A 26979-nucleotide genomic window follows, 5' to 3' on the forward strand; every position below is an offset into this window, starting at 1 on the left:
CCTGTACCGCCCCTGCTGGGCGAACGCCGTTGTCAGCCTGTGTACGGCCCGAATACTAGCCCTCGGCTGGCTCCGATCGGATCCCGCCGGACCCCTTGACGGGTGGTCAGCACGGGCCTAGGTTTCCCACAACATTCGGTAATCCACTCGAAACATTCGAAACCGAGGGCAAGGTATGGGCTCCAGATTCGTCGCGACCACCGCGGCCACCGTGCTTCTTCTGGCCATGACGGCCGCCTGCGGATCCGGCGGCGGCGCCTCCGGCGGGGACTCCGGGACGATCCACGTGATGGTCTACGGCGACGCCACCAACAAGGTCGAGAAGCAGCTCGTCGACACCTTCAACAAGACCTCCCCGGTCAAGGTCGTCCTGGACACCGTCCCCGGCGCGGACTACCAGCAGAAGCTGCAGACCGTCATCAACACCCCGCAGGCCCCCGACGTCTTCTTCAACTGGGGCGGCGGCTCCATCCAGCCGTTCGTCAAGGCGGACCTGCTGCTCCCGCTGGACGAGTTCATCGCCAAGGACCCCGGGCTGAAGGCCAACTTCCTGCCGTCGGTGTTCAACTCGGCGGTGGTGGACGGCAAGCCGTACGGCGTCCCGATGCGCGGTACCCAGCCGGTGCTGCTGTTCCACAACAAGAAGGTGCTCGCCGACGCCGGCCTCACCCCGCCGAAGACCTGGGACGAACTGCTCACCACCACCAAGGCCTTGAAGGCCAAGGGCATCACCCCGATCGCGCTCGGCGGCGCCGACAAGTGGCCCACCCTGATGTGGTTCGAGTACCTCTACGACCGGGTCGCCGGGCCCGGCCTGTTCCAGAAGGCCGTCGAGGGCGACAAGGCGGCCTGGGCGGGCGAGGACAGCCGCAAGGCGCTGGCCGCCCTGCGGGAGCTGACCGACACGGGCGCCTTCGGCACCAACTTCGACTCGGTCAAGTTCACCGACGGCGGCTCCCCCGCGCTGGTCGCCAAGGGCAAGGCGGCCTTCGAGCTGATGGGCTCCTGGTACTACTCGACCCAGCAGGACGCCAACCCCGACTTCGTGAAGAACGGCCTCGGCTACACCGGCTTCCCCTCCGTCACCGGCGGCAAGGGCGAGGCGACCGCCGTGGTCGGCAACACCAACAACTTCTACTCGGTGCTGAAGAAGACCAAGCACCCCGAGGCCGCCGCGGCCTTCCTCAAGCTGATGTACTCGGACGAGTTCGTGAAGGCGCAGCTCGCCGTCGGCAACCTGCCGACCACCACCAACACCGTCAACTTCCTCGACACCGCCGCCAGCCCGGAGTACTCCAAGTACCAGTTCGAGCTGGTCAAGGCCGCCCCCTCGTTCCAGCTCTCCTGGGACCAGGCCTACCCGCCTAGCGCCATGACCCCGCTGCAGACCGCCATCCAGCAGTTCTTCAACGGCACGCTCGACGCGGACGGCTTCGTCAAGGCCATGCAGGCCCTGCCGACCTCATGACGGCCCAGCGGAAGGGCGTGGGGGTGACCCGCCCCGGCTTCGCCTGGGCGGCGCCCGCCGCCCTGTTCTTCACCCTGTTCGCACTGGTGCCGCTGCTGCTGGTCGCCGTGCTCTCCTTCACCAGCTGGAACGGCATCAACGAACCGACCTTCAACGGCCTGGACAACTGGACCGCGCTGGTTCACGACCCGGTGATGATCCAGTCGATCTGGACCACCCTGCTGCTCACCGCGCTCGGCGTGGCGGCCCAGACCCCGGTCAGCATCCTGCTCGGGGTCTGGGCCGCCGGCCACCAGCGCAACCGGGCCGTGCTCTCGGCGATCTACTTCGTCCCGCTGCTGCTCTCCGCGACCGCCGTCTCGGTGGTCTGGCGGGCCGTGCTCGACCCCAACTTCGGCGTGCCCTCCCAGCTCACCTGGCTGTTCGGGGACGGCAACCTGCTCGGCACCCGCAGCGGGGCGATCGGCGTGCTGACCTTCGTCGGCGTCTGGCAGTTCACCCCGCTGCACTCCCTGATCTACCAGGGCGGCGCCCGCGCCATCCCGCAGGTGCTCTACCAGGCCGCGGCCATCGACGGGGCGGGCCGGGTGCGGCAGTTCCTCCACGTGACGCTGCCTCAGCTGCGCAACACCGTCATCACCTCGACGGTCCTGATGGTGGTCGGCGGCCTGACCACCTTCGACACCGTGCTGATCCTCACCCAGGGCGGCCCCGGCACCGACACCACGGTCAGCGCCTACTACATGTACCAGAAGGCCTTCAAGGGCTTCGACTTCGGCGCCGGCTCGGCCATCGCCCTGGTCCTGGTGGTGGTCGCCACCCTGATCTCACTCGCGGTGGTCCGGTTCACCGGCTACGACGAGATGCGCTCCACCGCGGAGGGGATCTGATGCCCCGTCGACGCCCCAACCACCTGGCCGGCCTCGGCTCCCTGGTCTGGCTTGCGCTGGTCGGCCTGCCGCTCTACGTACTGCTGATCGCCACCGTCCGGACCCGCTCCGACTACTCCACCGAGGGGCCGCTCAGCCTGCCCCGCCAGTGGACCTTCCAGAACTACCTGACCGACCTGTCCAACGGCTTCGGCCAGGACTTCCTCAACACCCTGGTGGTCACCGCGAGCGTGGTCGCCCTCGTCCTGCTGCTCGTCCCGCCACTCTCCTACGCCGTCGTCCGCGCCCGCGGCCGGGCCACCGGCTGGGTGTTCCGGCTCTTCCTGCTCGGCCTGGCCATCCCCGCCCAGGCGGTGATCGTGCCGATGTTCTACCTGATCAGCAAGACCGGCCTGTACGACCACCTGATCGGCGTCATCCTGCCGACCGCCGCGTTCTGCCTCCCGGTGTGCACCCTGGTGCTGACCGGCGCGATGCGCGACATCAGCCCCGAGCTGTACGAGGCGATGGCCCTCGACGGAGCCACCCCGGCCCGGGTGTTCCGCCAGCTGGTGCTGCCGCTGTCCAAGGGTGGTCTCTCCTCCATCGTGGTCTTCGCCGCCCTCCAGGCGTGGAACGGCTTCTTGTTCCCGCTGATCCTCACCCAGTCCGACTCCACCAAGGTCATCACGCTCGGTCTGTACGAGTTCCAGACCGAGCACGGCGTGGACGTCCCCGGCCTGCTCAGCGCCGTGGTGCTGTCCGTGCTCCCCATCTTCGTCGTCTACCTGTTCGCCCGTCGCGCCCTGGTCCAGGGGCTGATGGGCATCGGAGGAAAGTGAACCACCGTCAGAATCCCGCGCCCGCCTGGCACGACACCTCACGCTCCGCGGAGGACCGGGCCGACGCCCTGATCGCGGCGATGACCCTGCGCGAGAAGACCGCCCAGCTGGTCGGTGTCTGGGTCGGCGCCAGCGACGAGGGTGGCGAAGTCGCCCCGCACCAGCACGAGATGGAGGCGCCGCCCGACCTGGACGAGCTGCTCCCGCACGGGCTCGGCCAGCTGACCCGCCCGTTCGGCACCGCCCCGGTCGACCCGGCGCTCGGCGCGCTCTCGCTGCTGCGCAGCCAGCAGCTGATCACGGCCGCCAACCGCTTCGGCATCCCGGCCCTCGCCCACGAGGAGTGCCTGGCCGGCTTCGCCGCCTGGGGCGCCACCGCCTACCCCGTGCCGCTCTCCTGGGGCGCCGCCTTCGACCCGGACCTGGTCCGGGAGATGGCCGCCGCGATCGGCCGCGACCTGCGGGCCGTCGGCGTGCACCAGGGCCTGGCCCCGGTGCTCGACGTGGTCCGCGACGCCCGCTGGGGCCGGGTCGAGGAGACCATCGGCGAGGACCCCTACCTGGTCGGCACCGTCGCCACCGCCTACGTCCAGGGCCTGGAGTCCGCCGGGATCGTCGCCACCCTCAAGCACTTCGCCGGCTACTCGGCCTCCCGCGCCGGGCGCAACCTCGCGCCGGTGAGCATGGGGCCGCGCGAACGGGCCGACGTCATCCTGCCCCCCTTCGAGATGGCCGTCCGCGAGGGCCGCCCGCGCTCGGTGATGCACGCCTACACCGACACCGACGGGCTGCCGTCCGCCGCCGACGAGGCCCTGCTCACCGGACTGCTCCGGGACACCTGGGGCTTCACCGGCACCCTGGTGGCCGACTACTTCGGCATCGCCTTCCTCAAGGTGCTGCACGGCGTGGCCGAGGACTGGTCCGACGCCGCCGGGCTGGCCCTGGCCAGCGGGGTCGACGTCGAGCTGCCCACCGTGAAGACCTTCGGGCAGCCGCTGCTGGACGCCGTCGGCAGCGGCGCCGTCCCGGAGCAGCTGATCGACCGGGCGCTGCGCCGGGTACTGGTCCAGAAGGTCCGGCTCGGCCTGCTGGACGCCGACTGGAACCCGGTGCCGGAGATCCTGGCCGGCGCCGACCTGAGCACCCCTCAGAAGCTGCGCGGATCGGTCGACCTCGACCCGCCCGCCAACCGGGCGCTGGCCGCCGAGCTCGCCGAACGGGCCGTGGTGCTGCTGCGCAACGACGGCTCACTGCCGCTCGCCCGGCCCCGGCGGATCGCCCTGATCGGGCCGAACGCGGACGAGCCGACCGCCGTGCTCGGCTGCTACGCCTTCCCGGTGCACGTCGGCGGCCAGCATCCGCAGGTCCCGCTCGGCATCGAACTGCCCACCCTGCGCGAGGCCTTGGAGAAGGAGTTCCCCGACAGCGAGCTGCGGGTGGTGCGCGGGGTGACGGTCGACGGCACGGACCCGGGCGGTATCGCCGAGGCGGTGCTGGCCGCCCGGGAGGCCGAGGTCGTGGTGCTCGCCCTCGGCGACCGGGCCGGTCTGTTCGGCCGGGGCACCAGCGGCGAGGGCTGCGACGCGCCGACCCTCGAACTCCCCGGACTGCAGCAGCGGCTGCTCGACGAGCTGCTGGACTCCGGCACGCCGGTGGTGCTCACCCTGCTGGCCGGGCGGCCGTACGCACTCGGACGGGCCGTCACCGAGGCGGCCGCGATCGTGCAGTGCTTCTTCCCCGGCGAGGCCGGCACCCAGGCGCTGGCCGGGGTGCTGAGCGGGCGGGTCAACCCCTCCGGGCGGCTCCCCGTCTCCGTCCCCGCCCACCCGGGTGTCCAGCCCTCGACCTACCTGGCCGCCCGGCTGGCCCAGGCGGGCGAGGTCTCCAGCACCGACCCGACCCCGGCCTACGGCTTCGGGCACGGGCTCGGCTACACCGAGTTCGCCTGGTCGGGGCTGACCATGGAGACGGCGGATGCGGGGACGGACGGCGAGTTCGCGTTCGCCTTCGAGCTGCGCAACACCGGTGGGCGGTCCGGCGGCGAGACCGTCCAGCTCTACCTGCACGACCCGGTGGCCTCGGTGGTCCAGCCGGTGCAGCGGCTGGTCGGCTACCGGCGGATCACCGCCGAGCCGGGGGCCCGCCACCGGGTGGAGGTCCGGCTCCCCGCCGACCTGGCCTCCTTCACCGGCCGGGACGGCCGCCGGATCGTCGAGCCGGGCGCGCTGGAGCTGCGGATCTCGGCCTCCAGCACCGACGTCCGGTTCGCCGTACCGCTGCGCCTGACCGGTCCGGTCCGGCCGGTCGACCACACCCGGCGGCTCCACCCGGCTTTCACCGTCCGGGAGTTGTAAGACCCGCCCGGCCGCCGGGGGCACCTCCGGCGGCCGGACAGTCCACGAGAAGGAATTGTTAACGCTAACAATCATCGCGTCAAGCCGCCCCCACGAGACGCAACGGTGACCTGTTGAACTCTTGACGACCCTCCTGTGAGCGTTAACACTCAGGTACCGCTCCGCCACCCCAACGGCGCGGACCACTCCTGGAGGAACTGTGCGAAAGCTCTCGATCGGTCTCGCGGCTGCGGGCCTCTCCCTGACCCTGGCCGCCTGCGGTCAGAGTGCCAACGGCGTCGGCGACGCCCCGGCCAAGGGCGACGGGGCCAAGGGCGGCCTGGTCGGCATCGCGATGCCCACCAAGTCCTCCGAGCGCTGGATCAACGACGGCAACAACATCGCCAAGGAGTTCCAGGCCAAGGGCTACAAGACCGACCTCCAGTACGGCGACAACGTGGTGGAGAACCAGGTCTCCCAGCTGGAGAACATGATCACCAAGGGGGCCAAGCTCCTGGTGGTCGCCGCCATCGACGGCTCCTCGCTCTCCAACGTGCTGCAGAAGGCCGCCGACGCCAAGATTCCGGTGATCTCCTACGACCGGCTGATCCGCGGCACCAAGAACGTCGACTACTACGCCACCTTCGACAACTTCAAGGTCGGTGTCCTGCAGGGCAGTTACATCGTCGACAAGCTCGGCCTGAAGAACGGCGCGGGCCCGTTCAACCTCGAGCTGTTCGCCGGCTCCCCCGACGACAACAACGCCACCTTCTTCTTCAACGGCGCCATGAGCGTGCTCAAGCCGTACCTGGACGACAAGAAGCTCGTGGTGCAGAGCGGCCAGACCGCCTTCAACCAGGTCGCCACCCTGCGTTGGGACGGCGGCGTCGCCCAGTCCCGGATGGACAACCTGCTCAGCAAGGCCTACACCACCGCCCGGGTGGACGCGGTGCTCTCGCCCTACGACGGCATCTCGATCGGCATCATCTCCTCGCTCAAGGGCGTCGGCTACGGCACCGGCGGCAAGGCGCTGCCCGTGGTCACCGGCCAGGACGGCGAGCTGGCCTCGGTGAAGTCGATCATCGCGGGCGAGCAGACCCAGACCGTCTACAAGGACACCCGCGAGCTCGCCAAGGTGGCCGTGCAGATGGGCGACGCGGTGCTGACCGGCGGCAAGCCGGAGGTCAACGACACCAGCCAGTACGACAACGGGGCCAAGACCGTGCCCGCGTACCTGCTCCAGCCGGTGAGCGTGGACAAGGAGAACTACCGGAAGGTGCTGATCGACGGCGGCCAGTACACCGCCGACCAGGTCAAGTAGCCGACCCACCCGAACCGGTGGCCCCGGGCCCGCCCCAACGGGCCCGGGGCCGCCCCGGCGAACGGAACCACCACCATGGCCGGACCCATCCTCGAGATGCGTTCGATCACCAAGACCTTCCCCGGCGTCCGGGCACTGTCCGACGTCAACCTCACCGTGGCCCCCGGCGAGGTGCACGCGATCTGCGGGGAGAACGGCGCCGGCAAGTCGACCCTGATGAAGGTGCTCAGCGGCGTCTACCCGCACGGCTCCTACCAGGGCGAGATCCTGTTCGAGGCCGAGACCTGCGAGTTCCGCGACATCCGGGCCAGCGAGCGGCGCGGCATCGTGATCATCCATCAGGAGCTCGCCCTGGTGCCCTACCTGTCGATCGCCGAGAACGTCTTCCTCGGCAACGAGCACTCGCGCTTCGGCCGGATCGACTGGCACCGGACCCTGACCCACGCCACCGAGCTGCTGCGGCAGGTGGGCCTGCCGGAGAACCCGAACACCCGGGTGGCCGACATCGGCGTGGGCAAGCAGCAGCTGGTCGAGATCGCCAAGGCGCTGGCCAAGGACGTCAGGCTGCTGATCCTGGACGAGCCGACCGCCGCGCTCAACGACGAGGACAGCCGCAAGCTGCTCGACCTGATCCTCGAGCTCAAGGCCCGGGGCATCGCCTGCATCGTCATCTCGCACAAGCTCAACGAGATCGCCCGGGTCGCGGACTCGGTGACGATCCTGCGGGACGGGCAGACCATCGAGACCATCCCGGTCGAGGGCATCACCGAGGACAGGATCATCCGCAGCATGGTCGGCCGCGACCTGGAGCACCGTTACCCCGACCGCACCCCGTCGATCGGCGAGGTCGCGCTCGCGATCGAGGAGTGGACGGTCCGTCACCCCATCGACCACCAGCGCAAGGTGGTCGACGACGTCTCGGTCAACGTGCGCCGCGGCGAGATCGTCGGCATCGCCGGGCTGATGGGAGCCGGCCGCACCGAGCTGGCGATGAGCGTCTTCGGCCGCTCCTACGGCCGCTACGACGGCGGCCGGGTGCTGCTGGACGGTCAGGAGATCCGCACCCGGACGGTGCCCGAGGCGATCGGCCACGGCCTCGCCTACGTCACCGAGGACCGCAAGCACCTCGGCCTGAACCTGGCGGAGGACATCAGCCGGAACATCTCGCTGAGCGCCCTCGGCAAGGTCGCCAAGCGCGGCTGGGTGAACCGGCACGAGGAGACCCGGGTCGCCGAGCGGTACCGCGCGTCGATGAACATCAAGGCCCCCTCGGTCTTCGCGGAGACCGGCAAGCTCAGCGGCGGCAACCAGCAGAAGGTGGTGCTGAGCAAGTGGATCTTCACCGAGCCCGAGGTGCTGATCCTGGACGAGCCCACCCGCGGCATCGACATCGGCGCCAAGGCGGAGATCTACACCGTGATCGCCGAACTCGCCGAGCAGGGCCGGGCGGTGCTGGTGATCTCCTCGGAGCTGCCCGAGCTCCTCGGCCTCTGCGACCGGATCTACACCATGGCCGAGGGCCGGATCACCGGTGAGGTGGACCGGGCCGAGGCGACCCAGGAATCCCTGATGCGGCTGATGACCCAGACCGCGGACCGACGAGACGAGCAGGTGTAAGGCATGGCCCAGATGACCACCGAGACGCCCCGAACCCCGGGGAAGGCCGAACGGCCGGACACGGTAGGGCTGTTGACCCGGGCCCTGCGGGGCAACGTCCGCCAGTACGGGATGCTGGGCGCCCTGGTGCTGATCGTCCTGCTGTTCCAGATCTGGACCGACGGCATCCTGCTCCAGCCGCTGAACATCACCAACCTGATCCAGCAGAACGGCTACATCCTGATCCTCGCGATCGGGATGATGATCGTCATCATCGCCGGACACATCGACCTCTCGGTCGGCTCGCTGGCTGCCTTCGTCGGCGCGGCCTCGGCCGTGATGATGGTCAAGCACCAGGTGTCCTGGCCGGTCGCCCTGGTGGCCGCGCTGCTGATCGGCGCGCTGGCCGGTGCCTGGCAGGGCTTCTGGATCGCCTACATCGGCATCCCCTCGTTCATCGTGACGCTGGCCGGCATGCTGCTCTTCCGCGGCGGCACCCAGATCCTGCTCCAGGGCCAGTCGGTGGCCCCGTTCCCGTCCGGGTTCCAGAAGATCAGCAGCGGCTTCCTGCCGGAGGTCGGCCCGCACACCAACTACCACAACCTGACCCTGCTGATCGGCGCGGCCGTGCTGGCCGTCGCGGTCCTCCAGGAGATCCGGGGCCGTCGTCAGGCCGCCTCGTACGGGCTGGAGCTGCTGCCGTTCGGGCTGTTCGCGGTCAAGCTCGCGGCGATCGCGGTGGCGGTCCTGGCCTTCACCATGCTGCTGGCCAGCTACCACGGCGTGCCGATCGTGCTGCTGATCCTCGGCGCGCTGCTGGTCGGCTTCGGCTACCTGATGCGCAACTCGATCCTCGGCCGCCACACCTACGCGATCGGCGGCAACGAGGCGGCGGCCAAGCTCTCCGGTGTGAAGAGCAAGCGGGTGGTCTTCCTCGCCTTCGTCAACATGGGCGTGCTGGCCGCACTGGCCGGCCTGGTCTTCGCCGCCCGGCTCAACGCGGGCACCCCGCAGGCCGGCATCAACTTCGAGCTGGAGGCCATCGCGGCCGCCTTCATCGGCGGCGCCTCGGCCAGCGGCGGCGTCGGCACGGTGCTCGGCGCGATCATCGGCGGTCTGGTGCTCGGCGTGCTGAACAACGGCATGTCCCTGGTGGGCGTCGGCACCGACTACCAGCAGGTGATCAAGGGCCTGGTGCTGCTGGCGGCGGTGGGCTTCGACGTCTACAACAAGCGCAAGGTCGGTTCCTGACGCTCCGACAGACAGAACGGCCCGGCTCCCCCTGGAGGGGAGCCGGGCCGTTCGGCGTTCTCAGCCCCAGGGGTTGACGTCCTGGAAGGAGCTGTCGGCGCGGAAGGTGTCGTTGTCCTGGTAGACGTCCAGGCGGAGCTTGTAGTCGTAGTGGCGGAGGTAACGGCCCGGGTAGTTGTAGGACTCCAGGGAGACCGAGCCGGCCGCGGAGCCGGGGCGGGCGCAGTAGGTGGCATCGCCCTTGAAGACGGCGCTGGAGTCGTCGGCGTCCAGGCGCGGGACGAAGTCCCAGTGGCGCAGGTAGCGGCCGTCGGCGGCGCGCAGCGAGTAGCAGTTGGGGTCGGCGAGGCCCGGGACCACGGTGAAGGTGGCGGCCTGCTTGGCTGCGGCGCTGCTGGAGGCGTCGACGGTGGGCAGCGTGCCGTCGGAGCTCACGTAGCGGCCGGGGTAGTTGACGGACCGCAGGGAACGGGCGGTGTTGACCGGGAGGGTGGCGCCGCCGGAGACGGTCTCCCGGAGCACGGTGAAGTGGCGGGCGACGCCGCTGAGGCCGGGCAGCTCGGTGGGGGCGGTCCAGGTGGCGAGGCCGTCGTAGCTGTCGCTGTAGTAGTACTTGTGGGCGCTGTAGGCGTCGTAGTAGATCCGCCAGCCGCCGTTGTCGAGCTTGACCAGCGCCGGGCCCTCGACCCAGTTGCCCCAGCCGGCCCAGTTCCCGGTGCCGGTGAAGGTGTAGGGGCCGCCGAGGCTGCTGGCGGTGGCGTGCTCCAGGTACTTGGTGGTCTCGTTCTTGGTGATGGCGTGGTAGGTCGAGCCGATCTTCACCACGAAGGTGTCGATGTGGTTTCCGGTGATCCCGGCCAGCGGGGTGGGCGAACTCCAGCCGGTGAGCGCCGCGTTGGTGGCGGTCAGCCGGTAGGGCAGGAAGTCGGCGCCCGAGGCGGAGGTGGAGAGCGAGACGACCACGTTGACGCTGCCGTCGGAGTCGACGTGCCACTCCGGCGCCCAGGTGCGCTGGAGGCCCGCCAGCGCGATGGTGTGGTTGCCGAGGAAGGTCCAGTTCACCCGGTCGGTGCTGGTGGCGAAGCCGATGGTGTTGCCGGACCAGCCGGTGGTGTAGGTGAGGTAGTACGTGCCGTCGGTGTGCTTGATGACGCTCGGGTCCCGGATCAGGCCGGACGGCGGCACGTACGCCGAGGACTTGACGGTCCGGTAGCCGGTGGCGTCCGGGGACTCGTAGACGTTCATGTTGGATTCGCTGCTGTTGGTGAACGCCGTCATGGTGTAGCGGGTGGCGCTGCCGGCCGGGGGTGCGGCGGCCTCGGCGGTGCCGGCCGGCAGGGCGGCGCCGGCCAGGGCGAGGGCCGCGGCTACGGCGAGGTGGCGGAACTCGGACATGTGGGGGTGCTCCTCGTGGTACGGGTCCGGCCGTGACCTGGTGTCAGATCACGGCCGGACCGGGGGTGGGGTGGGTCTACTGCTGGCGGAAGGTCGCGTCGGCCTTGTCGACCGTCGTGGCCACGGCTTGGACCCGCAACAGGTAGTCGTGGTGCCGCACGTACCGGCCGGGCAGGGCGTAGGACTCGTAGCTGACGGCGGCGGAGTCGGCCAGGCCGGCCCGCTGGCGGAAGCTGGCGCTGTCCTTGAACGCCGTGGAGCCGTCGCTCTTCTCCACCCAGACCTCGCCGTTGGGGCGCGAACGCAGGTAGTAGCCGGGGAAGTTGGCGGACTCCAGCGAGACGGTGCCGGAGCCGGAGAGGCCGGGGACGGTGCGGAACTGGGAGTCGGCCAGGTTGGTCACGTCCGGGTCGATCCGGGCCCGGTACTCCCAGTGCCGGATGTAGCGGTCCGGGTAGTTGTAGGAGGAGAACCGGACGGGAGTGGCGCCGTCGGCCACCGGGATGCCGAAGTTGGGGGTGCCGTCGGCGTTCCAGTAGAGCTTCTGCACCCGGGTACGGCGGTTGGGGTCGTTCAGCGGGTCGCCGCTGATGTCCTTGTAGCCGCGGTCGTGGTAGACCAGGATGTCGCTCTTGCCGTCCTCGGACACGGTGAACTGGTTGTGCCCGGGGCCGTACTGGCCGGTGCCCGCGTTGCTCTTGAAGACGGGGGTGGCGCTCTTGGTCCAGGAGGTCGGGTCCAGCAGGTCGGCGGAGGCCGGGGCGCTGAGCAGGCCCAGGCAGTAGTTGCTGTCGGTGGCGGAGGCCGAGTAGCTCAGGAAGACCTTGCCGCCGTGCTGGATCACCGCCGGGCCCTCGTTGACCTTGTAGCCGACGGTCTCCCAGGCCAGCGTCGGCACGGTGAGCCGCACCGGGGCGCCCGCCAGGGTCCACGGGTTGCTCAACTTGGCGATGTAGACGTTGGAGTTGGTGTTGATCGCCGGGTCCTGCTGGGCCCAGCTCAGGTACCGGGTGCCGTTCACCGTGAAGGTGGTGGCGTCCAGCGCGAAGCTGTCCACCGGGGTGGCGATCCGGCCCTTCTCGGTCCAGCTCCCGGTGAGGGGGTTGGCGGCCGAGGTCTCCAGCACGTACATCCGGATCTTCCAGATGTCGGTGGTGCTGCCGGCGGCGAAGTAGACGTACCACTTGCCGTCGATGAAGTGGATCTCCGGCGCCCAGATGTGCGCCCCCATCTCACCGGTGGCGTGCTTGGTCCAGATCACCGTCTCGGGCGCGGTGGCCAGACCCTGGATGGTGGTCGCGCGGCGCAGCACGATCCGGTCGTACTCGGGGGCGGTCGCGGTGAAGTAGTAGAAGCCGTCGCTGTGCTTGTAGATCTGCGCGTCGGCGCGCTTCTCGATAAGCGTGTTGCCGTACGAGACGGCCGGCGAGCCGGGCTCGGCGGCCCGGGCGGGCGCGACCGGCAGCAGGGCGGCGGCCAGGGTGGTGGCGGCCGCCGCGAGCAGGCGGTTCCTGATCATGTGTCACTCCACTGAGAAGCGGTAGGCCGTGGTCGACTCGTAGACCTCGCCCGGACGCAGGACGGTCGAGGGGTAGTCCGGGACGTGCGGGGAGTCGGGGAAGTGCTGGGTCTCCAGGGCGATGCCGGCGTAGGCCCGGTAGCGGGTGCCGCCGGGGCCGGTGAGCGAGCCGTCGAAGTGGTTGCCGGTGTAGACCTGGATGCCGGGCTCGGTGGTGAGGCAGTCCAGGCGGCGTCCGCTGGCGGGGTGGTGGAGGGTGGCGGCCAGCCGCAGTCCGGGGCCGGGGCGGAGCACCCAGGTGTGGTCGAAGCCGTCCCCGGCCAGCCAGAGCTGGGGGTGGGGTGCGGAGATCCGGCCGCCGAGGCCGGCCGCGGTGGTGAGGTCGAAGGGCAGGCCCTCGACCGGCTCCGGCGCCCCGAGCGGGATCAGGGTCTTGTCGACCGGGAGGTAGGCGTCCGCCTCGACCCGCAGCAGGTGGTCCAGGACCGGCCCGCTGCCCTCTCCGCCGAGGTTGAAGTAGGCGTGGTTGGTGAGGTTGACCACCGTCGGGGCGTCGGTCTCGGCCCGATAGGTGATGGTCAACTCGCCGTCCCGGTCGAGCAGGTAGGTCACCGTCACGTCGAGCGCGCCGGGGAAGCCCTGGTCGCCGGCGGGACTGTGCAGGCTCAGCCGGACGCCGGTCCGCTGGCCCACGCGCAGCTCCTCGCCGTGCCAGAGCCGGGTGGCGAAGCCGTCCGGGCCGCCGTGCAGGGTGTGGCCGGTGGACTGGGTGGCCAGCCTGTGCACGACGCCGTCCAGCGGCAGTTCGCCGCCCGCGATCCGGTTGCCGTAGCGGCCCACGGTGGCGCCGAAGTAGGCGGCCTCGCACAGGAGTTCGGCGACCGAGCTGCCGCCGAGCACCACGTTGGCGCGCTGTCCGGCCCGGTCCGGCGCGTGCAGCGACTGCAGCCGGGCGCCCAGGCTGAGCACCTCGGCGGTGACGCCGCCCGGGGTGCCGAACACCCAGCGGTCGATGCCGCGGCCGTCCGGCAGCTCGCCCGCGGGGTACCGGTGGATGGTCAGGTCGCCGGTCATGACTGGGTGCTCCCTTTCGTGGAACGACGGTGGGGCGGCACCGAGCGCGGTGCCGCCCCGGGTGGTCGACGGAGGCTGGGCCCCGAAGGGGCCTTCAGGGGCGCGAGGAACTGCGCGAGTACGGAAGGCGGACCAGCGCTAAATCGGGGCACGCGAGCCAGTTGCAGCACGTGCCGTTCCCCCGCGCGCAGTTCCCCGCGCCCCTGAGGCGCTGCCCTTCCGCCCCGCCCCGATTGCCGGGTCAGAAGCCCTGGGCCAGGCGGTGGTAGGCCTGGTTCCAGCGGAGCTCGCGGGTGAACTGGCGGATCGTGGTGTCGGAGTCGATCAGGACCAGCTCGGTGCTGAGCATCTCCGCCAGGTCGTCGAGCTGCTCGGCGCCGAGCGCGGAGGAGAGCACCGTGTGGTGCGGGGCCCCGGCGGCCAGCCAGGCCTCGGCGGAGGTGCGGAAGTTGGGCCGGGGCTGCCAGACCGCGCGGGCGACCGGGAGTGCGGGCAGCGGCTCGGCCGGGTCGACCACGTCGATCTGGTTGGCTACCAGGCGGAAGCGGTCGCCCAGGTCGGCCAGGCCGACCACCACGGCCGGGCCGGGGGCCGCGTCGAAGACCAGGCGGACCGGGTCCTCGCGGCCGCCGATGCCGAGCGGATGGACCTCGCAGGACGGGGTGGCGGAGGCGATGGAGGGGCAGACCTCCAGCATGTGCGCGCCGAGGATCAACTCCCGCCCGGGCTCCAGGTGGTAGGTGTAGTCCTCCATGAAGGAGGTGCCGCCGGGCAGGCCGGTGGCCATCGCCTTGAGGGTGCGCAGCAGGACCGAGGTCTTCCAGTCGCCCTCGCCGCCGAAGCCGTAGCCGTCGGCCATCAGGCGCTGGACCGCCAGGCCGGGGAGCTGGCGCAGGCCGCCGAGGTCCTCGAAGTTGGTGGTGAAGGCGCGGAACCCGCCCTCGGTGAGGAAGGTGCGCAGACCGGCCTCGATCCGGGCGGCGTAGCGCAGGGACTCGTGCCGCTCGCCACCCGGACGCAGGGCGGGGGCGAGGCGGTAGCCGTCCTCGTACTCCTTGACGAGCTCGGTGACGGTGGCCTCGTCGGCGGCGTCGACCACCTCGACCAGGTCGTTGACGCCGTAGGTGTTGACCGAGACGCCGAAGCGGAGCTGGGCCTCGACCTTGTCGCCCTCGGTCACGGCCACGTCGCGCATGTTGTCGCCGAAGCGGGCCAGCTTGAGGGTCGCCATCTCGGCGCGGCCGGTGGCGGCACGGGCCCAGGAGGCGATCCGGGTGGCCACGGTGGGGTCGCCGACGTGGCCGGCCACGGTCTTGCGGGCGACGCCGAGGCGGGACTGGATGTAGCCGAACTCGCGGTCGCCGTGGGCGGCCTGGTTCAGGTTCATGAAGTCCATGTCGATGGTGGACCAGGGCAGTCGGACGTTGGCCTGGGTGTGCAGGTGGAGCAGCGGCTTGCGCAGCGCGTCCAGGCCGGCGATCCACATCTTGGCCGGGGAGAAGGTGTGCATCCAGGCGATCAGGCCGATGCACTCGTCGGCCGCGTTGGCCTCCAGGCAGATCCGGCGGATCGCCGAGGCGTCGGTGAGCACGGGCTTCCAGACCACCGTGACGGGCACCTCGGGGTTGCCGTCGAGCTGCTCGGCGATCCGCCGGGACTGCTCGGCGACCTGGCGCAGGGTCTCCTCGCCGTACAGGCCCTGACTGCCGGTCAGGAACCAGACCTCGCGGCCTTCGATCGACTTCATGCGTGGGTCTCCTTGGCGGCGGTGGCCGGCTGCTGGCCGTACACGTTCTGGTAGCGGAAGTTGAGGCTGTCGATGTCCGCCTGGGCGATCGGCAGCGGTTCGCCGAGCTGGCGGGAGATGTGCACGGTGCGGGCGACGTCCTCGCACATCACGGCGGCCTTGACGGCGGCCTTGGCGTCCTTGCCGATGGTGAAGACGCCGTGGCTCTTCATCAGGACGGCGGGCGAGCGGTGGCCGCGCAGGGTGTCGACGATGCCGCGGCCGATCGAGTCGTCGCCGATCAGGGCGAACGGGCCGATCGGGATCTCGGCGCCGAACTCGTCGGCCATCGCGGTCAGCACGCAGGGGACGGCCTCGCCGCGGGCGGCCCAGGCGCAGGCGTAGGTGGAGTGGGTGTGCACCACTCCCCCGACCTCGGGCAGGTGGCGGTAGACGTAGGCGTGGGCGGCGGTGTCGGAGGAGGGCGAGTGGGCGCCCTCGACAACGACGCCGTCCAGGTCACAGAGGATCATGTTCTCCGGCGACAGCTCGTCGTAGGAGACGCCGCTGGGCTTGATCACCATCAGGTCCTCGCCGGGCACCCGGGCGGACACGTTGCCGGCCGTCCAGACCACCAGGTCGTACCGCACCAACTCCTGGTGCAGGTCACTGACCTGACGGCGGATCAGGTCGATCAGGTCGCTCACGATGCCTCACAGTTCTGGGTCAGGGCGGTGTTCCGGATGCGGCGCAGGCGGTGCAGCTGCTTGTCCGCCGCCGTGCCGAAGTGCTCGTGCAGTTCGCGGTACTCGGCGAACAGCTCGTCGTAGGCGTCGGCCCGGGCCGGGTCGGGCCGGTACGCGGCGCGCTCCACCCGGCCCATCGCGGCGGCGGCGCTGCGCACGTCCGGGTGGGCGCCGGCCGCGACGGCGGCGTGGATGGCGGAGCCGACGGCGGGGCCCTGGGTGGAGACCGCGAGCGAGACCGGGCGGCGCAGCACGTCGGCGTAGATCTGCATCAGCAGGGCGTTCTTCTTGAGCCCGCCGGTGACGATGAACTCGGTGACGGGGACGCCGCCCCGCTCCAGCGCCTCGACGATGGTGCGGGTGCCGAAGGCGGTGGCCTCCAGCAGGGCCCGGTAGACGTCCTCGGGGCGGGTGGCCAGGGTGAGGCCGACGATCACGCCGGAGAGGTGGTGGTCCACCAGGGTGGAGCGGTTGCCGTTGAGCCAGTCGAGGGCGACCAGGCCGTGTCCGCCGACGGGCTGGCCGGCCGCCTTTCGGGTGAGCAGCTGGTGGGCGTCCTCGCCGGTGGCCTCGGCCTCGGCGAGATAGTCGGCGGGCAGGCCCTGGCGCAGCCACCAGGCGAAGATGTCGCCGACGGCGCTCTGCCCGGCCTCGTAGCCGTAGGCGCCCTCGACGATGCCGCCCTCGACCACGCCGCAGATGCCGGGGACGTCGGCCAGGGTGGCGCCGTTGACGACGTGGCAGGTGGAGGTGCCCATGATGGCCAGCAGCTGGCCGTTCTCCACGGCCTGCGCGGCGGGGGCGGCGACGTGGGCGTCGACGTTCCCGGCGGCGACCGCGATGCCCTCCGGCAGGCCGGTCCAGGCGGCGGCCTCGGCGGTCAGGTTGCCCACCCGGGAGCCGAGCTGGGCGAGCGGGTGCTCCAGGCGGGTGCGGGCGAAGTCGGCGAACTCGGGGTTGAGGGCGGCGAGGTACTCCTCGGAGGGGTAACTGCCGTCCTGGTACACGCCCTTGTAGCCGGCGGTGCAGGTATTGCGGCTCTCGGTGCCGGTGAGCTGCCAGACGATCCAGTCGGCGGCCTCGATCCACCGCTCGGTGGCCGCGTAGACGCCCGGGTCCTCCTCCAGCAGCTGGAGGGCCTTGGCGTACTGCCACTCGGCGGAGATCTTGCCGCCGTAGCGGCCGATCCACTGCTCGCCGCGCTGGTGGGCGAGTTCGTTGATCCGGTCGGCGTGGCTCTGCGCGGCGTGGTGCTTCCACAGCTTGGGCCAGGCGTGCGGGCGGTCGGCGAGCGCGGTCTGCGCCAGCGGGGTGCCGTCGGCGGTGACCGGCAGCACGGTGCAGGCGGTGAAGTCGGTGGCGATGCCGATCACGGCGGCCGGGTCGACGCCGCTGGCGGCGAGCGCGGCGGGGACCGCGGTGCGCAGCACCTGGCGCCAGTCCTCGGGGTGCTGGAGCGCCCAGTCGGGCGGCAACTGCTCGCCGGTGCCGGGGAGTCGGTGCTCGATCACGCCGTGCGGGTACTCGTGGACGCCGGTGCCGAGCTCCTCGCCGTCACTGACCCGCACCACCACGGCGCGGCCGGAGAGGGTGCCGAAGTCGACGCCGACGACGTAGCGCTCCGGGGAGTCGGTGGTTGGTGGCACGTTCACGTCCTTCGTTCGTTGCGAGGTTTCTGGTACCGGCCGCCGGGAGGGGTCCGCGGCGTTGCGGGCCCGGCGGCCGGTCTGCCCGTCCCGTGGGGGGACGGGGCCGCTCGTCCTGGGCGGGCCGAAGCGGGGGGCCGGCCCAGCGTGCGGAGTCTGACGCCGCGTCGGCTACACCCGGCGGCGGGCCGTCATCAGGCGCTGGAGCAGGATGAAGACGAACAGCAGCGCGCCGATCACGATCTTGGTCCACCAGGAGCTGAGCGTGCCCTGGAAGGTGATCACGGTCTGGATCAGGCCGAGCACCAGCACGCCGAGCACGGTGCCCAGCAGGTAGCCGGAGCCGCCGGTGAGCAGGGTGCCGCCGATCACCACCGCGGCGATCGCGTCCAACTCCAGCCCCACCGCGTGCAGTCCGTAGCCCGACAGCATGTAGAAGGTCATCAGCACGCCGCCGAGCGCCGAGCAGAAGCCGCTCACCCCGTAGACCGCGATCTTGGTGCGGGCCACCGGGAGGCCCATCAGCAGCGAGGACTGCTCGCTGCCGCCGAGCGCGTACACGTTGCGGCCGAACTTGGTGTACCGCAGCACGGTGAACGCCGCCGCGACCACCAGCACGGCGATCAGCACGCTCGGCGAGACGAACAGCTCGCCCAGCGGGATCTTGGTCTGGGCCATCGCGGTGTACGTCGGGTCGGTGATCGAGATGGAGTCGATGCTGATCGTGTAGCACAGGCCCCGGGCCAGGAACATGCCCGCCAGCGTCACGATGAACGGCTGGATCTCGAAGTTCTGGATCACCCAGCCCATCGCCAGGCCGGCTCCGGTGCCGATCGCCAGCACCAGCGGGATCACCACCAGCGGCGGCCAGCCGTGCGTCTGGACCAGCCAGGCGGAGACCATGGTGGAGAGGGCGACCATCGCACCGACCGAGAGGTCGATGCCGCCGGTCAGGATCACGAAGGTCATGCCGACCGCGACCACCAGCAGGAAGCCGTTGTCGATCAGCAGGTTGAGCAGCACCTGCCCGGAGAAGAAGCCCTGGTAGTTCACCGAGCCGACGGCGAACATCACCACCAGCAGCACCGAGGTGACCAGGACCGGGAGTTGACCCCGGCCGCGCCGGGAAATGGTGTTCAGGACGGTGCTCATGCTCCGACCTCCAACTTCTCGGACGCCACCGGGCGGGCGCCGTGCTTGGCGCGGGAGCGCCGTCGGGCGGCCTTGGCCCGGAAGGCGGGCGACTGGACCAGGCAGACGGTGATCACCACGACGGCCTTGAAGACCAGGGTGGTCTCCGGCGGGATGCCGATGGTGTAGACGGTGGTGGACAGGGTCTGGATGACGAGGGCGCCGAGCACCGTACCGCCGAGCGAGAAGCGGCCGCCGTTCAGCGAGGTGCCGCCGACCACCACGGCCAGGATCGCGTCCAGTTCGATCCAGAGCCCGGCGTTGTTGCCGTCGGCGCTGGAGACATTGGAGCTGATCATCAGTCCGGCCAGGGCCGCGCAGAGCGCGCTGACCACGTAGACCAGCCCGACCAGCCGGGCCGCCCGGATGCCGACCAGGCGGCTGGCCACCGGGTTGCCTCCGACCGACTCCAGCAGCAGTCCGAGCGCGGTGCGCCGGGTGAGCGCCGAGGCCAGCAGGACCACGGCACCGGCCAGCAGGATCGAGAACGGCACGGTGAGCCAGTAGCCGCCGCCGATCAGCTTGTACGGCTCGCTGGTGATGGTGATGATCTGACCGTCCGTGATGAGCTGGGCGACGCCGCGCCCGGCCACCATCAGGATCAGGGTGGCGATGATCGGCTGGACCCCGATCCTGGCCACCAGCAGGCCGTTGACCCCACCGAGCAGCACCGCCACGCCGAGGGCGATGCCCACGGCCGTGAGCACCGTGCCCGGACTGCCCGGGTCGGCTGCCTGGCTGATGTGCAGACAGGCCAGCGCGCCGGCGATCGCGACGGTGGAGCCGACCGAGAGGTCGATGCCGCCGGTGGCGATAACCAGGGTCATGCCGAGCGCCACCAGGATCAGCGGCGAGCCGAAGTGCAGGATGTCGATCAGGCTGCCGTAGAGGTGGCCGTCCTTGATCCGGATCGCGAAGAAGTCCGGGGTGAACGCCAGGTTGGCGAGCAGCAGCGCGAGCAGCACGGCGGCCGGCCAGAAGAGACGGTGTCGGGTGATGCGGTTCAGGCTCACGACGTGGCTCCGCTCGCGATGGTCTCCATGATCCGCTCCGGGGTGAGCGTGCCGTCGTTGCGCAGCTCGGCCACCAGCCGGTGGTCACGCAGCACCCCGACCCGGTGGCTGAGGCGCAGCACCTCCTCCAGCTCGGCGGAGATGAACAGGACCGACATGCCGTCACCGGCCAGCTTGGCCACCAGCTTCTGGATCTCGGTCTTGGCGCCGATGTCGATGCCACGGGTGGGCTCGTCGAGGATCAGCAGCTTGGGGTCGGTGATCAGCCACCGGGCCAGCAGCACCTTCTGCTGGTTGCCCCCGCTGAGGTTGCGGATCAGCGCCTCGGGGTTGTTCGGGCGGATGTCCAGGGCGCGGATCCAGCGGATCGCCAGCTCGTCCTGGGCGGAGCGAGAGAGCGGGCGGGTCCAGCCGCGGGCGGCCTGGAGGGCCAGCACGATGTTCTCCCGCACCGTCAGGTCGCCGACCAGGCCCTCGGTCTTGCGGTTCTCCGAGCAGAAGGCGATGCCGTGGCCGATCGCGGCCCGTGGGCTGCGCAGCGCGGCGGGCTCGCCGTTGATCTTCACGCTGCCCTGGTCACTCTGGTCGGCGCCGAACAGCAGCCGGGCCGCCTCGGTCCGTCCGGAGCCCAACAGGCCTGCCAGGCCGACCACTTCACCGGGCCGGATGGACAGGTCGTACGGCTCCACCGCGCCGCGGCGGGCCAGGCCCTGGGCGCGCAGGAAGGAGGTCCCGGTGGGCTCGGTCCGGGTGGCCCCGGCCAGTTCGGCCAGGCCGGTGAGCTCGCCGCCGATCATCCGGGAGACCAGCGCCACCTGGCTCAACTCGCTGGTGAGGTACTCGCCCTCGTGCCGGCCGCCGCGCAGGATGGTCATCCGGTCAGAGATCTCGTAGATCTGGTCCAGGAAGTGCGAGACGAACAGGATCGCCACCCCCTGGTCGCGCAACCGCCGCATCACCGCGAAGAGTTGACGCACCTCGTCGCGGTCCAGGCTGGAGGTCGGCTCGTCCAGGATCAGCACCTTGGCGGAGACGTCCACCGCGCGGACGATGGCGACCAGCTGCTGGACGGCGATCGAGTAGCTGCTCAGCGGGGCGGTGACGTCGATGTCCAGGTCCAGCGCGGCCACCGACTCGGCGGCCCGGCGCCGGAGTTCGGCCCACTGGATCAGCCCGAAGCGGCGCGGCTCGCGGCCGATGAAGATGTTCTCCGCGACCGAGAGGTTCGGGCAGAGGTTGACCTCCTGGTAGACGGTGGAGATCCCGGCCTGCTGGGCCTGGAGCGGCCCGCCGATCCGGACCGCCCGCCCGGCCAGGCGGACCTCGCCGCCGTCGCTCTCGTAGACACCGGTGAGCACCTTGATCAGAGTGGACTTGCCCGCGCCGTTCTCACCCATCAGCGCGTGCACCTCGCCGGGGAAGAGCCGCAGGTCGACCCCGTCCAGTGCCACCACGCCCGGGAACTCCTTGCGGATTCCCCGTACTTCAAGGACCGGTTGCGCGTGCATCCCGTCCCTCCCTCTCTCGTGGTCGGTGTGCGGGCGGCCCTCCGCCGAGGGCCGCCCGCACACCGGGCTCCGTCGTCGTGTCGGTACTGGCGGTGCGTCAGTACTGACGGGACGGCAGCGCGGCGGCGGCCTGGTCCTGAGTGAAGACGCCCTCGACCGTCTTGATCCGGCGCTCGACCGGCTGGCCCGCCTTGACCTTCTTCACCAGCTCCATCAGCTGGTCGCCGAGCAGCGGGTTGCACTCGACCACGACGTTGATCTTGCCGTCGGCCATCGCGGTGAACGCGTCCTTGACGCCGTCGACCGAGATGATCTTGATGTCCTTGCCCGGCTTCTTGCCGGCCTCCTCGATCGCCTGGATCGCGCCGAGGGCCATGTCGTCGTTGTGCGCGTAGAGCACGTCGATCTTCGGCTGGGACTTCAGGAAGGCCTGCATGACCTCCTTGCCCTTGGCCCGAGTGAAGTCACCGGTCTGCGAGGCGACCACCTTGAACTTGGCGTCGCCCTTGATGACGTCGCCGAAGCCGGCCTTGCGGTCGTTGGCCGGGGCGGAGCCGGTGGTGCCCTGGAGCTCGACGATGTTCACCGGCTCGGCCTTGCCCTGGTACTCCTTCACCAGCCAGTCGCCGGCCTTCTTGCCCTCCTCGACGAAGTCCGAGCCGAGGAAGGTGGCGTAGAGCGACTCGTCCTTGGAGTCCACCGCGCGGTCGGTGAGCACCACCGGGATCTTGGCGTCCTTGGCCTCCTTGAGCACGGTGTCCCAACCGGACTCGACCACCGGCGAGAAGGCGATGACGTCCACCTTCTGCTGGATGAAGGAGCGGATCGCCTTGATCTGGTTCTCCTGCTTCTGCTGCGCGTCGGAGAACTTGAGCGTCACGCCGGCCTTCTTCGCGGCGTCCTGCACCGACTTGGTGTTGGCGGTGCGCCAGCCGCTCTCGGCGCCGACCTGGGAGAAGCCGACGGTGAGCGTTCCGGAACCGCCGCCCGCCGCGTCCTTCGACCCGCCGCCGGACCCGCCGGAGCCGCAGGCGGTGAGGGCGACGGCCATCGCGGTGGCGACCAGGGCCACCGCAGCTCTCTTGGACATGTTCGGGTTCCTCTCGGGTGGGGGAAGCGGGCGGCGCGCCCACGCGCCGTGTTTCGCTGAGGTGAATTGTTAACGCTAACAATTCACTGCCACAAGAGGCCCGTACGGCGTTACCCAATCTTGACCGGGCCCCGCGGGCGCCGGGCCGGCGGCCCGGCAGGGCTCAGCCCCGGATCAGTCCGGGATCAGTGGCGCGGGGCCGGCCCGCTGCTCCGTCGGAGCACCAGCTCCGGCGAGATCAGCACGTGGTCACGGGCGCTGATCTCCACTCCGGACACCTGCTCGACCAGCAACTCCAGTGCCCGGCGGCCGAGTTCGGCGAAGTCCTGCCGGACGGTGGTGAGCGGCGGGGTGAAGTACGCCGCCTCGTGCACGTCGTCGAACCCGACCACCGAGACGTCACCCGGCACCGCCCGGCCGGCCTCGTGCATCGCCCGCAGCAGCCCCAGCGCCATGTGGTCGTTCCCGCAGAACACCGCGGTCACCCCGGGCTCCTCGGCCAGTCTCAGCCCGGCCTGGTACCCGGACCGGGCGCTCCAGTCGCCGCTGCGCACCTCCGGCACCCGGGCGCCGGCCGCCTCCAGCACCTCGCGCCACCCCCCCTCCCGGTCCTGGCTCTCCAGCCACCCACCCGGCCCCGCCACGTGGTGCACCGTCGGATGGCCCAGGTCCAGCAGGTGGCGGGTGGCCTCCGCGGCGCCGCGCCGGTTGTCCACCGAGACCATCGGCACCCGGCTCTGCCGGCCGGACCCGACCGCCACCACCGGCACCGAGGTGGAGAGCCGGGACACCGAGCTCACCGCGGAGATCTGCGGGGCGATCACCACCACGCCCTCCACTCCCTGGTCCCGCAGCCGGTCCACCGCCTCCTGCACGGAGCGGCTGTCCAGCGAGCGCAGGCTCGCTACGCTCACGAAGTACCCGGCGTTGCGGGCGGCCCGCTCGATCCCGTCCAGCATCGAGGCCGGGCCGTAGAGGGTGGAGTCGAAGCTCACCACGCCCAGGGTCTGGGACCGCTTGGTGACCAGCGCCCGGGCCGCCGAGTTCGGCCGGTAGTCCAACTCGCGGATGGCCGCCAGCACCTTCTCCCGGGTATCGGGCCGTACGTGCGGGGCGTCGTTGAGCACCCGCGACACGGTCTGGTGCGAGACGCCCGCCAACTTCGCCACGTCGGCCATCACGGGCTGCCGTGCCTCGGCGCTGTCGATTCCCACGTACGTCCCCCTCGGCGGTGCCGGCGGCCTGGTTGGCGGTCCTGATGGCGTTCGCACGAGTCTAGTTGTTGTTCACGCTCACAGACCGGCGGGGCAGCCGCTCCGTGCTCCGGCACCGGCCGGCGGGAGCCCGGACGCCCTCCGGGCGGGCCACCGGTCCGGCGAAAAGGCCCGGCCCCGCCCCTCCTTCCGGAGGGGCGGGGCCGGGCCGGCGGCGGTCAGCCGAAGAGTTCGCCGTAGGTGGCCATCGCGGTGGCGACGTCCGCCTGGGCCCAGAACCGGTGGTAGCTGAAGACCGGGGCCGGGCCGCCGTCCAGGTAGGCCTGGACCTTGGCGAAGTCGGGGTCGTTCTTGTAGAAGGAACGGATCGACAGGAAGGTGGAGGAGCCGTTCACCGGGTCACCGTTGGGCATGGTGCCGGTCCAGCCGGAGGGCACCGAGACGGCGTCCTTGAAGCGGCTGTAGTCCGTCCTGGTCTCCGCCACCGAGACGCCCTTGGCGTCCCGGTGGTTGGCCCACATCCCGTCCAGCAGCTTCTGCGCCGCCGACTTGGCCGCCGCGTTGCCGGACTTGGCCGCGTAGTAGGAGAGCAGCTTGGCGTAGGAGCCGGCAACGCCGACGTCGTTGGTGTAGTCGACGACGCTCACGTGCAGGCCGGTGTTGGCACCGGGTGCGGCGGCGTTCCAGGTGTCCGGCTTGCCGCTCCAGGACAGGGTGGACGGGATCTTGTAGGTGCCGTCGGCGTTGAAGGTGGTCTTGCCGAGCGCCCAGGTCACCCACTTGTCCAGGACGGCCTTGGCCTTGGCGTCACCGCTGGCGTAGTAGTACTCGGCGACCCGCTCCAGGCCCCAGGTCTGGAAGCCGAACCACTGGTTGCTCGGCGGGTCGTGGTAGACCGGCGCCTCGTCGTAGAACATCCCGTAGAAGGTCGGCGTCCCCGCGGGCGGGCTGGCGTAGCTGCCCTCCCAGCTGTTGGTCGCACCGCCGGCGATGGCGCCCTCGGCGGACTGCAGCCACTGCACGAACTCCACCTGCCGGGTCAGGCTGGTGGCCCAGTCCGCCTTGCCGGTGGCCGACTTGGGGGCCAGTGCGGGGTCGGTGGTCAGCGCGTAGGCCGCCATCGGGTTCTGGTAGCCACCGTGTGCGGCACCGTCGCCGATCCGCCAGGACCAGCCGGCCGAGGTGTCGTAGGCACCGCCCCAGGCGTAGTACCAGGAGAGCAGGTAGTGCGAGGAGTCCTTGCCGGTGCCGGCCGGGCAGGTGGAGGGGCCGACGCAGTTCCCGATCTTCTTGAAGTACTTGTCGAAGAAGGAGTAGCGCAGGTAGTCCCCCATCTTCCCGGCCTTGGCGACGGTGGCCGAGACCTGGCCGCCGTTGCCCTGGGCCTTGGCCCAGGTGTCGGCCCAGTAGGCGGCCTGGACGGCGCGCGCGTCGGCGTCGGGGGCGTCGGTGAACTTCCACTGCTTGGCGTAGGAGTTGTCCTTGACGAACAGGTCCAGGTAGCCGTTCTTGCCGCCGTAGGCGAACTTGTCGCAGGTCGGCTGCGGGATGGTCTCCCAGACCGACTCCTGGGCGCCGCGCTGGTAGGTGTTGATGTAGGACGGGCCGGTGTCGCTCGGACCGGCCTCGCACGTGCCGGGCGCGTTGCCGTAGCCGTAGACGTTGTCGACGTCCTGGAGCCAGTGCATGCCGTAGATGTCACTGGTGCCGTAGGCGGCGGAGAGCTCGGCGGCGATCGGGTCCTGACCCGCCGTCACCGAGGTGTTCAGCGGCGCCGGGTAGTCGGAGGGCAGCGGCATCTCGGGGGCGTAGGTGGCCGGCTTGGCGGCGTTGTAGGAGCCGGTGGTCGGCTGGTCCGCGTGGGTGGGGATCATGTACGTCTCCATCAGCGCCCACGCCGCGTTGAACTTCGACCAGTCCTTGGTGATCCGGCCGTACTGGGCCTCCAGCCAGATCAGGTAGCTGTACGCCTCCGAGGTGGTCTGGTGGCCGTGGTCCGGAGCCTCGACCAGCAGGGTCTCCACCGAGTGGTAGGGGATGCCCTCGGGCGAGAAGTACCCGTTGGCCGGGTCCTTGAGCTTGGCGTGGAGCTGGAGGAAGCGGTCGTTGTAGACGCCCGTCCCGGCGGCCAGCTCGGTGACCGTGACGGTGGCGGCGGTGTGGCCGCCGGCCGTCGCGGTGAAGGTCGCCGCACCGGTGGAGGAGGCGTCGGCGGCGACCGTGACGGTCTGCGCGGTGGCCCAGTTGGCGGGCGTGAAGGTCAGGCTCGCGCCGCCGCTGACGGACAGTCCGGAGTTGCCCGAGGTCCGCGCGGTGGTCACGGTGACGTTGGCGGCGGGCTGGGCGGAGAGCTTGACCGCCACGGTGCCCGTCCCGCCCTGGGTCACCGAGAGACTCGCCGGGGTGGCACTGACGGACGGTCCGGCGGCGACGGTGATGCCCGCCGGGGCGGACTCGCTGCTCGCACCGGTGGAGTCGTACGCCTTGGCGTAGACCGAGTGGCTGCCGGAGGCGGCACCGGTCCAGCTGTACGAGTACGGGGCGGTGGTGTCGGTGGCGAGCAGGGTGGTGTTGTCGTAGAACTCCACCTTGCTGACCGTCGCCCCGTCGCTCGCGGTCGCGGTGGCCGCCAGCGGGACGGCGGCCCCGGCCGCGTAACTCGCCCCGGGAGCCGGGCTGGTGAGGGTGGTGACTGGGGGTTGATGGGCTCCGGTGCAGGGGGTGCCGTTGACGCTGAAGGCGGTGGGCGCCGCATTGGTGCCGCTGTAGGCGAAGTTGGCACCCGCCGTGGCGTTGCCCCCGGCCGGGATACTGGCGGCCCAGGCTGGCGCGGTGACGGTGACGTTCTTGCCGCTCTGGCTCCAGGTGCCGTTCCAGCCGGTGCCGGAGAGGGTCTGGTTGCCGGTGTAGGCGTAGCTGAGCGTCCAGCCGTCGACCGGGGCCGTGCCGAGGTTGTTGACCTTGACGTTGGCGGTGAAGCCGGAGCCCCAGTCGTTGACGGAGTAGTCCACGCCGCACTGGACGGTGGCGGCCGAGGCCGGGACGGCGACGGCGGTGGAGAGTCCGGCGGCGAGCAGCGCCAGGGCCGCGCCGAACGCGGGCAGGCGGGTGGTCGGGGGTGACATCTGTCGACTCCTGCGGGTGGGGGATGAGGAGGGCAGAACTGTGGGAGCGCTC

The 26979-nt window shown here is 70.7% G+C and carries 19 protein-coding genes; 7 read left to right on the forward strand and 12 right to left on the reverse strand.

Features of this window, described 5'->3' with window-relative positions:
- Nucleotides 1–175: 175 nt before the first annotated feature.
- The 7 genes from ACWCYY_RS31245 to mmsB all read left to right on the forward strand — a co-directional run bounded on the left by ACWCYY_RS31245 (nucleotide 176) and on the right by mmsB (nucleotide 9680).
- A complete protein-coding gene (locus ACWCYY_RS31245) occupies nucleotides 176–1468 on the forward strand; it encodes an ABC transporter substrate-binding protein (protein WP_449797933.1) in 1293 nt (430 codons plus the stop codon).
- Complete coding sequence (locus ACWCYY_RS31250; RefSeq protein WP_449797934.1) at nucleotides 1465–2358, forward strand: carbohydrate ABC transporter permease; 894 nt, start codon at nucleotides 1465–1467, stop codon at nucleotides 2356–2358. Before ACWCYY_RS31245 ends, ACWCYY_RS31250 begins: the two co-directional genes overlap by 4 nt.
- Nucleotides 2358–3179 carry a carbohydrate ABC transporter permease gene (locus ACWCYY_RS31255; RefSeq protein WP_380150438.1) on the forward strand — a complete coding sequence of 274 codons (822 nt, stop codon included), beginning with the start codon at nucleotides 2358–2360 and terminating at the stop codon, nucleotides 3177–3179. Before ACWCYY_RS31250 ends, ACWCYY_RS31255 begins: the two co-directional genes overlap by 1 nt.
- On the forward strand, nucleotides 3176–5533 hold the full coding sequence (locus ACWCYY_RS31260) for a beta-xylosidase/alpha-l-arabinosidase (protein WP_449797935.1): 2358 nt from the start codon (nucleotides 3176–3178) through the stop codon (nucleotides 5531–5533). Before ACWCYY_RS31255 ends, ACWCYY_RS31260 begins: the two co-directional genes overlap by 4 nt.
- Nucleotides 5534–5732: 199 nt before the next feature.
- Nucleotides 5733–6833 (forward strand): multiple monosaccharide ABC transporter substrate-binding protein, encoded by a 1101-nt coding sequence (gene chvE, locus ACWCYY_RS31265; RefSeq protein WP_345287912.1) that lies wholly within the window; start codon nucleotides 5733–5735, stop codon nucleotides 6831–6833.
- A 75-nt stretch (nucleotides 6834–6908) separates the two neighbouring features.
- Entirely contained in the window at nucleotides 6909–8450 is a 1542-nt protein-coding gene (mmsA, locus tag ACWCYY_RS31270) for a multiple monosaccharide ABC transporter ATP-binding protein (RefSeq protein WP_449797936.1), read from the forward strand.
- Between the two features lie 12 nt (nucleotides 8451–8462).
- The gene (gene mmsB, locus ACWCYY_RS31275; RefSeq protein WP_345287970.1) at nucleotides 8463–9680 is read left to right on the forward strand and encodes a multiple monosaccharide ABC transporter permease; all 1218 of its coding nucleotides are present in this window, start codon (nucleotides 8463–8465) and stop codon (nucleotides 9678–9680) included.
- A 60-nt stretch (nucleotides 9681–9740) separates the two neighbouring features.
- Here the strand turns inward: mmsB and ACWCYY_RS31280 are convergent, their stop codons facing one another.
- The 12 genes from ACWCYY_RS31280 to ACWCYY_RS31335 all read right to left on the reverse strand — a co-directional run bounded on the left by ACWCYY_RS31280 (nucleotide 9741) and on the right by ACWCYY_RS31335 (nucleotide 26927).
- Entirely contained in the window at nucleotides 9741–11075 is a 1335-nt protein-coding gene (locus ACWCYY_RS31280) for a glycoside hydrolase family 43 protein (protein ID WP_449797937.1), read from the reverse strand.
- A 76-nt stretch (nucleotides 11076–11151) separates the two neighbouring features.
- Complete coding sequence (locus ACWCYY_RS31285; protein ID WP_449797938.1) at nucleotides 11152–12594, reverse strand: family 43 glycosylhydrolase; 1443 nt, start codon at nucleotides 12592–12594, stop codon at nucleotides 11152–11154.
- 3 nt (nucleotides 12595–12597) lie between these two features.
- Entirely contained in the window at nucleotides 12598–13668 is a 1071-nt protein-coding gene (locus tag ACWCYY_RS31290; protein WP_449797939.1) for an aldose epimerase family protein, read from the reverse strand.
- Between the two features lie 241 nt (nucleotides 13669–13909).
- Nucleotides 13910–15415, reverse strand: a complete 1506-nt coding sequence (gene araA / locus ACWCYY_RS31295) for an L-arabinose isomerase (RefSeq protein ID WP_449797940.1) — start codon at nucleotides 15413–15415, stop codon at nucleotides 13910–13912.
- Nucleotides 15412–16101 carry an L-ribulose-5-phosphate 4-epimerase gene (locus ACWCYY_RS31300; protein WP_449797941.1) on the reverse strand — a complete coding sequence of 230 codons (690 nt, stop codon included), beginning with the start codon at nucleotides 16099–16101 and terminating at the stop codon, nucleotides 15412–15414. The genes araA and ACWCYY_RS31300 overlap by 4 nt, the downstream gene beginning before the upstream one ends.
- Nucleotides 16098–17786: a ribulokinase gene (locus ACWCYY_RS31305; RefSeq protein WP_449797942.1), complete on the reverse strand. Its 1689-nt coding sequence runs from the start codon at nucleotides 17784–17786 to the stop codon at nucleotides 16098–16100. Before ACWCYY_RS31305 ends, ACWCYY_RS31300 begins: the two co-directional genes overlap by 4 nt.
- A gap of 171 nt (nucleotides 17787–17957) precedes the next feature.
- Nucleotides 17958–18938, reverse strand: a complete 981-nt coding sequence (gene yjfF, locus ACWCYY_RS31310) for a galactofuranose ABC transporter, permease protein YjfF (RefSeq protein ID WP_449797943.1) — start codon at nucleotides 18936–18938, stop codon at nucleotides 17958–17960.
- Complete coding sequence (locus ACWCYY_RS31315; RefSeq protein ID WP_380150444.1) at nucleotides 18935–19984, reverse strand: ABC transporter permease; 1050 nt, start codon at nucleotides 19982–19984, stop codon at nucleotides 18935–18937. Before ACWCYY_RS31315 ends, yjfF begins: the two co-directional genes overlap by 4 nt.
- Before the next feature lie 2 nt (nucleotides 19985–19986).
- The gene (locus ACWCYY_RS31320; RefSeq protein ID WP_449797944.1) at nucleotides 19987–21498 is read right to left on the reverse strand and encodes a sugar ABC transporter ATP-binding protein; all 1512 of its coding nucleotides are present in this window, start codon (nucleotides 21496–21498) and stop codon (nucleotides 19987–19989) included.
- 97 nt (nucleotides 21499–21595) lie between these two features.
- Nucleotides 21596–22588, reverse strand: coding sequence for an ABC transporter substrate-binding protein (locus tag ACWCYY_RS31325; RefSeq protein ID WP_449797945.1), 993 nt, complete (start codon nucleotides 22586–22588; stop codon nucleotides 21596–21598).
- Between the two features lie 185 nt (nucleotides 22589–22773).
- Nucleotides 22774–23796, reverse strand: coding sequence for a LacI family DNA-binding transcriptional regulator (locus ACWCYY_RS31330; protein WP_425558788.1), 1023 nt, complete (start codon nucleotides 23794–23796; stop codon nucleotides 22774–22776).
- A 224-nt stretch (nucleotides 23797–24020) separates the two neighbouring features.
- A complete protein-coding gene (locus tag ACWCYY_RS31335; RefSeq protein ID WP_345289838.1) occupies nucleotides 24021–26927 on the reverse strand; it encodes a glycoside hydrolase family 48 protein in 2907 nt (968 codons plus the stop codon).
- Between the last annotated feature and the right edge of the window lie 52 nt (nucleotides 26928–26979).

The sequence above is a fragment of the Kitasatospora sp. NPDC001664 genome (genome assembly GCF_053596675.1).

Excerpts from the sequence above, each read along its gene's own strand:
- ACWCYY_RS31325 (WP_449797945.1), bottom strand. The coding sequence starts at position 22,588 with ATGTCCAAGAGAGCTGCGGTGGCCCTGGTCGCCACCGCGATGGCCGTC.
- ACWCYY_RS31255 (WP_380150438.1), top strand. The coding sequence starts at position 2,358 with ATGCCCCGTCGACGCCCCAACCACCTGGCCGGCCTCGGCTCCCTGGTC.
- mmsA (WP_449797936.1), top strand. The coding sequence starts at position 6,909 with ATGGCCGGACCCATCCTCGAGATGCGTTCGATCACCAAGACCTTCCCC.
- ACWCYY_RS31320 (WP_449797944.1), bottom strand. The coding sequence starts at position 21,498 with ATGCACGCGCAACCGGTCCTTGAAGTACGGGGAATCCGCAAGGAGTTC.
- ACWCYY_RS31250 (WP_449797934.1), top strand. The coding sequence starts at position 1,465 with ATGACGGCCCAGCGGAAGGGCGTGGGGGTGACCCGCCCCGGCTTCGCC.
- yjfF (WP_449797943.1), bottom strand. The coding sequence starts at position 18,938 with ATGAGCACCGTCCTGAACACCATTTCCCGGCGCGGCCGGGGTCAACTC.
- ACWCYY_RS31245 (WP_449797933.1), top strand. The coding sequence starts at position 176 with ATGGGCTCCAGATTCGTCGCGACCACCGCGGCCACCGTGCTTCTTCTG.
- ACWCYY_RS31335 (WP_345289838.1), bottom strand. The coding sequence starts at position 26,927 with ATGTCACCCCCGACCACCCGCCTGCCCGCGTTCGGCGCGGCCCTGGCG.
- mmsB (WP_345287970.1), top strand. The coding sequence starts at position 8,463 with ATGACCACCGAGACGCCCCGAACCCCGGGGAAGGCCGAACGGCCGGAC.
- ACWCYY_RS31285 (WP_449797938.1), bottom strand. The coding sequence starts at position 12,594 with ATGATCAGGAACCGCCTGCTCGCGGCGGCCGCCACCACCCTGGCCGCC.
- ACWCYY_RS31290 (WP_449797939.1), bottom strand. The coding sequence starts at position 13,668 with ATGACCGGCGACCTGACCATCCACCGGTACCCCGCGGGCGAGCTGCCG.
- araA (WP_449797940.1), bottom strand. The coding sequence starts at position 15,415 with ATGAAGTCGATCGAAGGCCGCGAGGTCTGGTTCCTGACCGGCAGTCAG.
- ACWCYY_RS31280 (WP_449797937.1), bottom strand. The coding sequence starts at position 11,075 with ATGTCCGAGTTCCGCCACCTCGCCGTAGCCGCGGCCCTCGCCCTGGCC.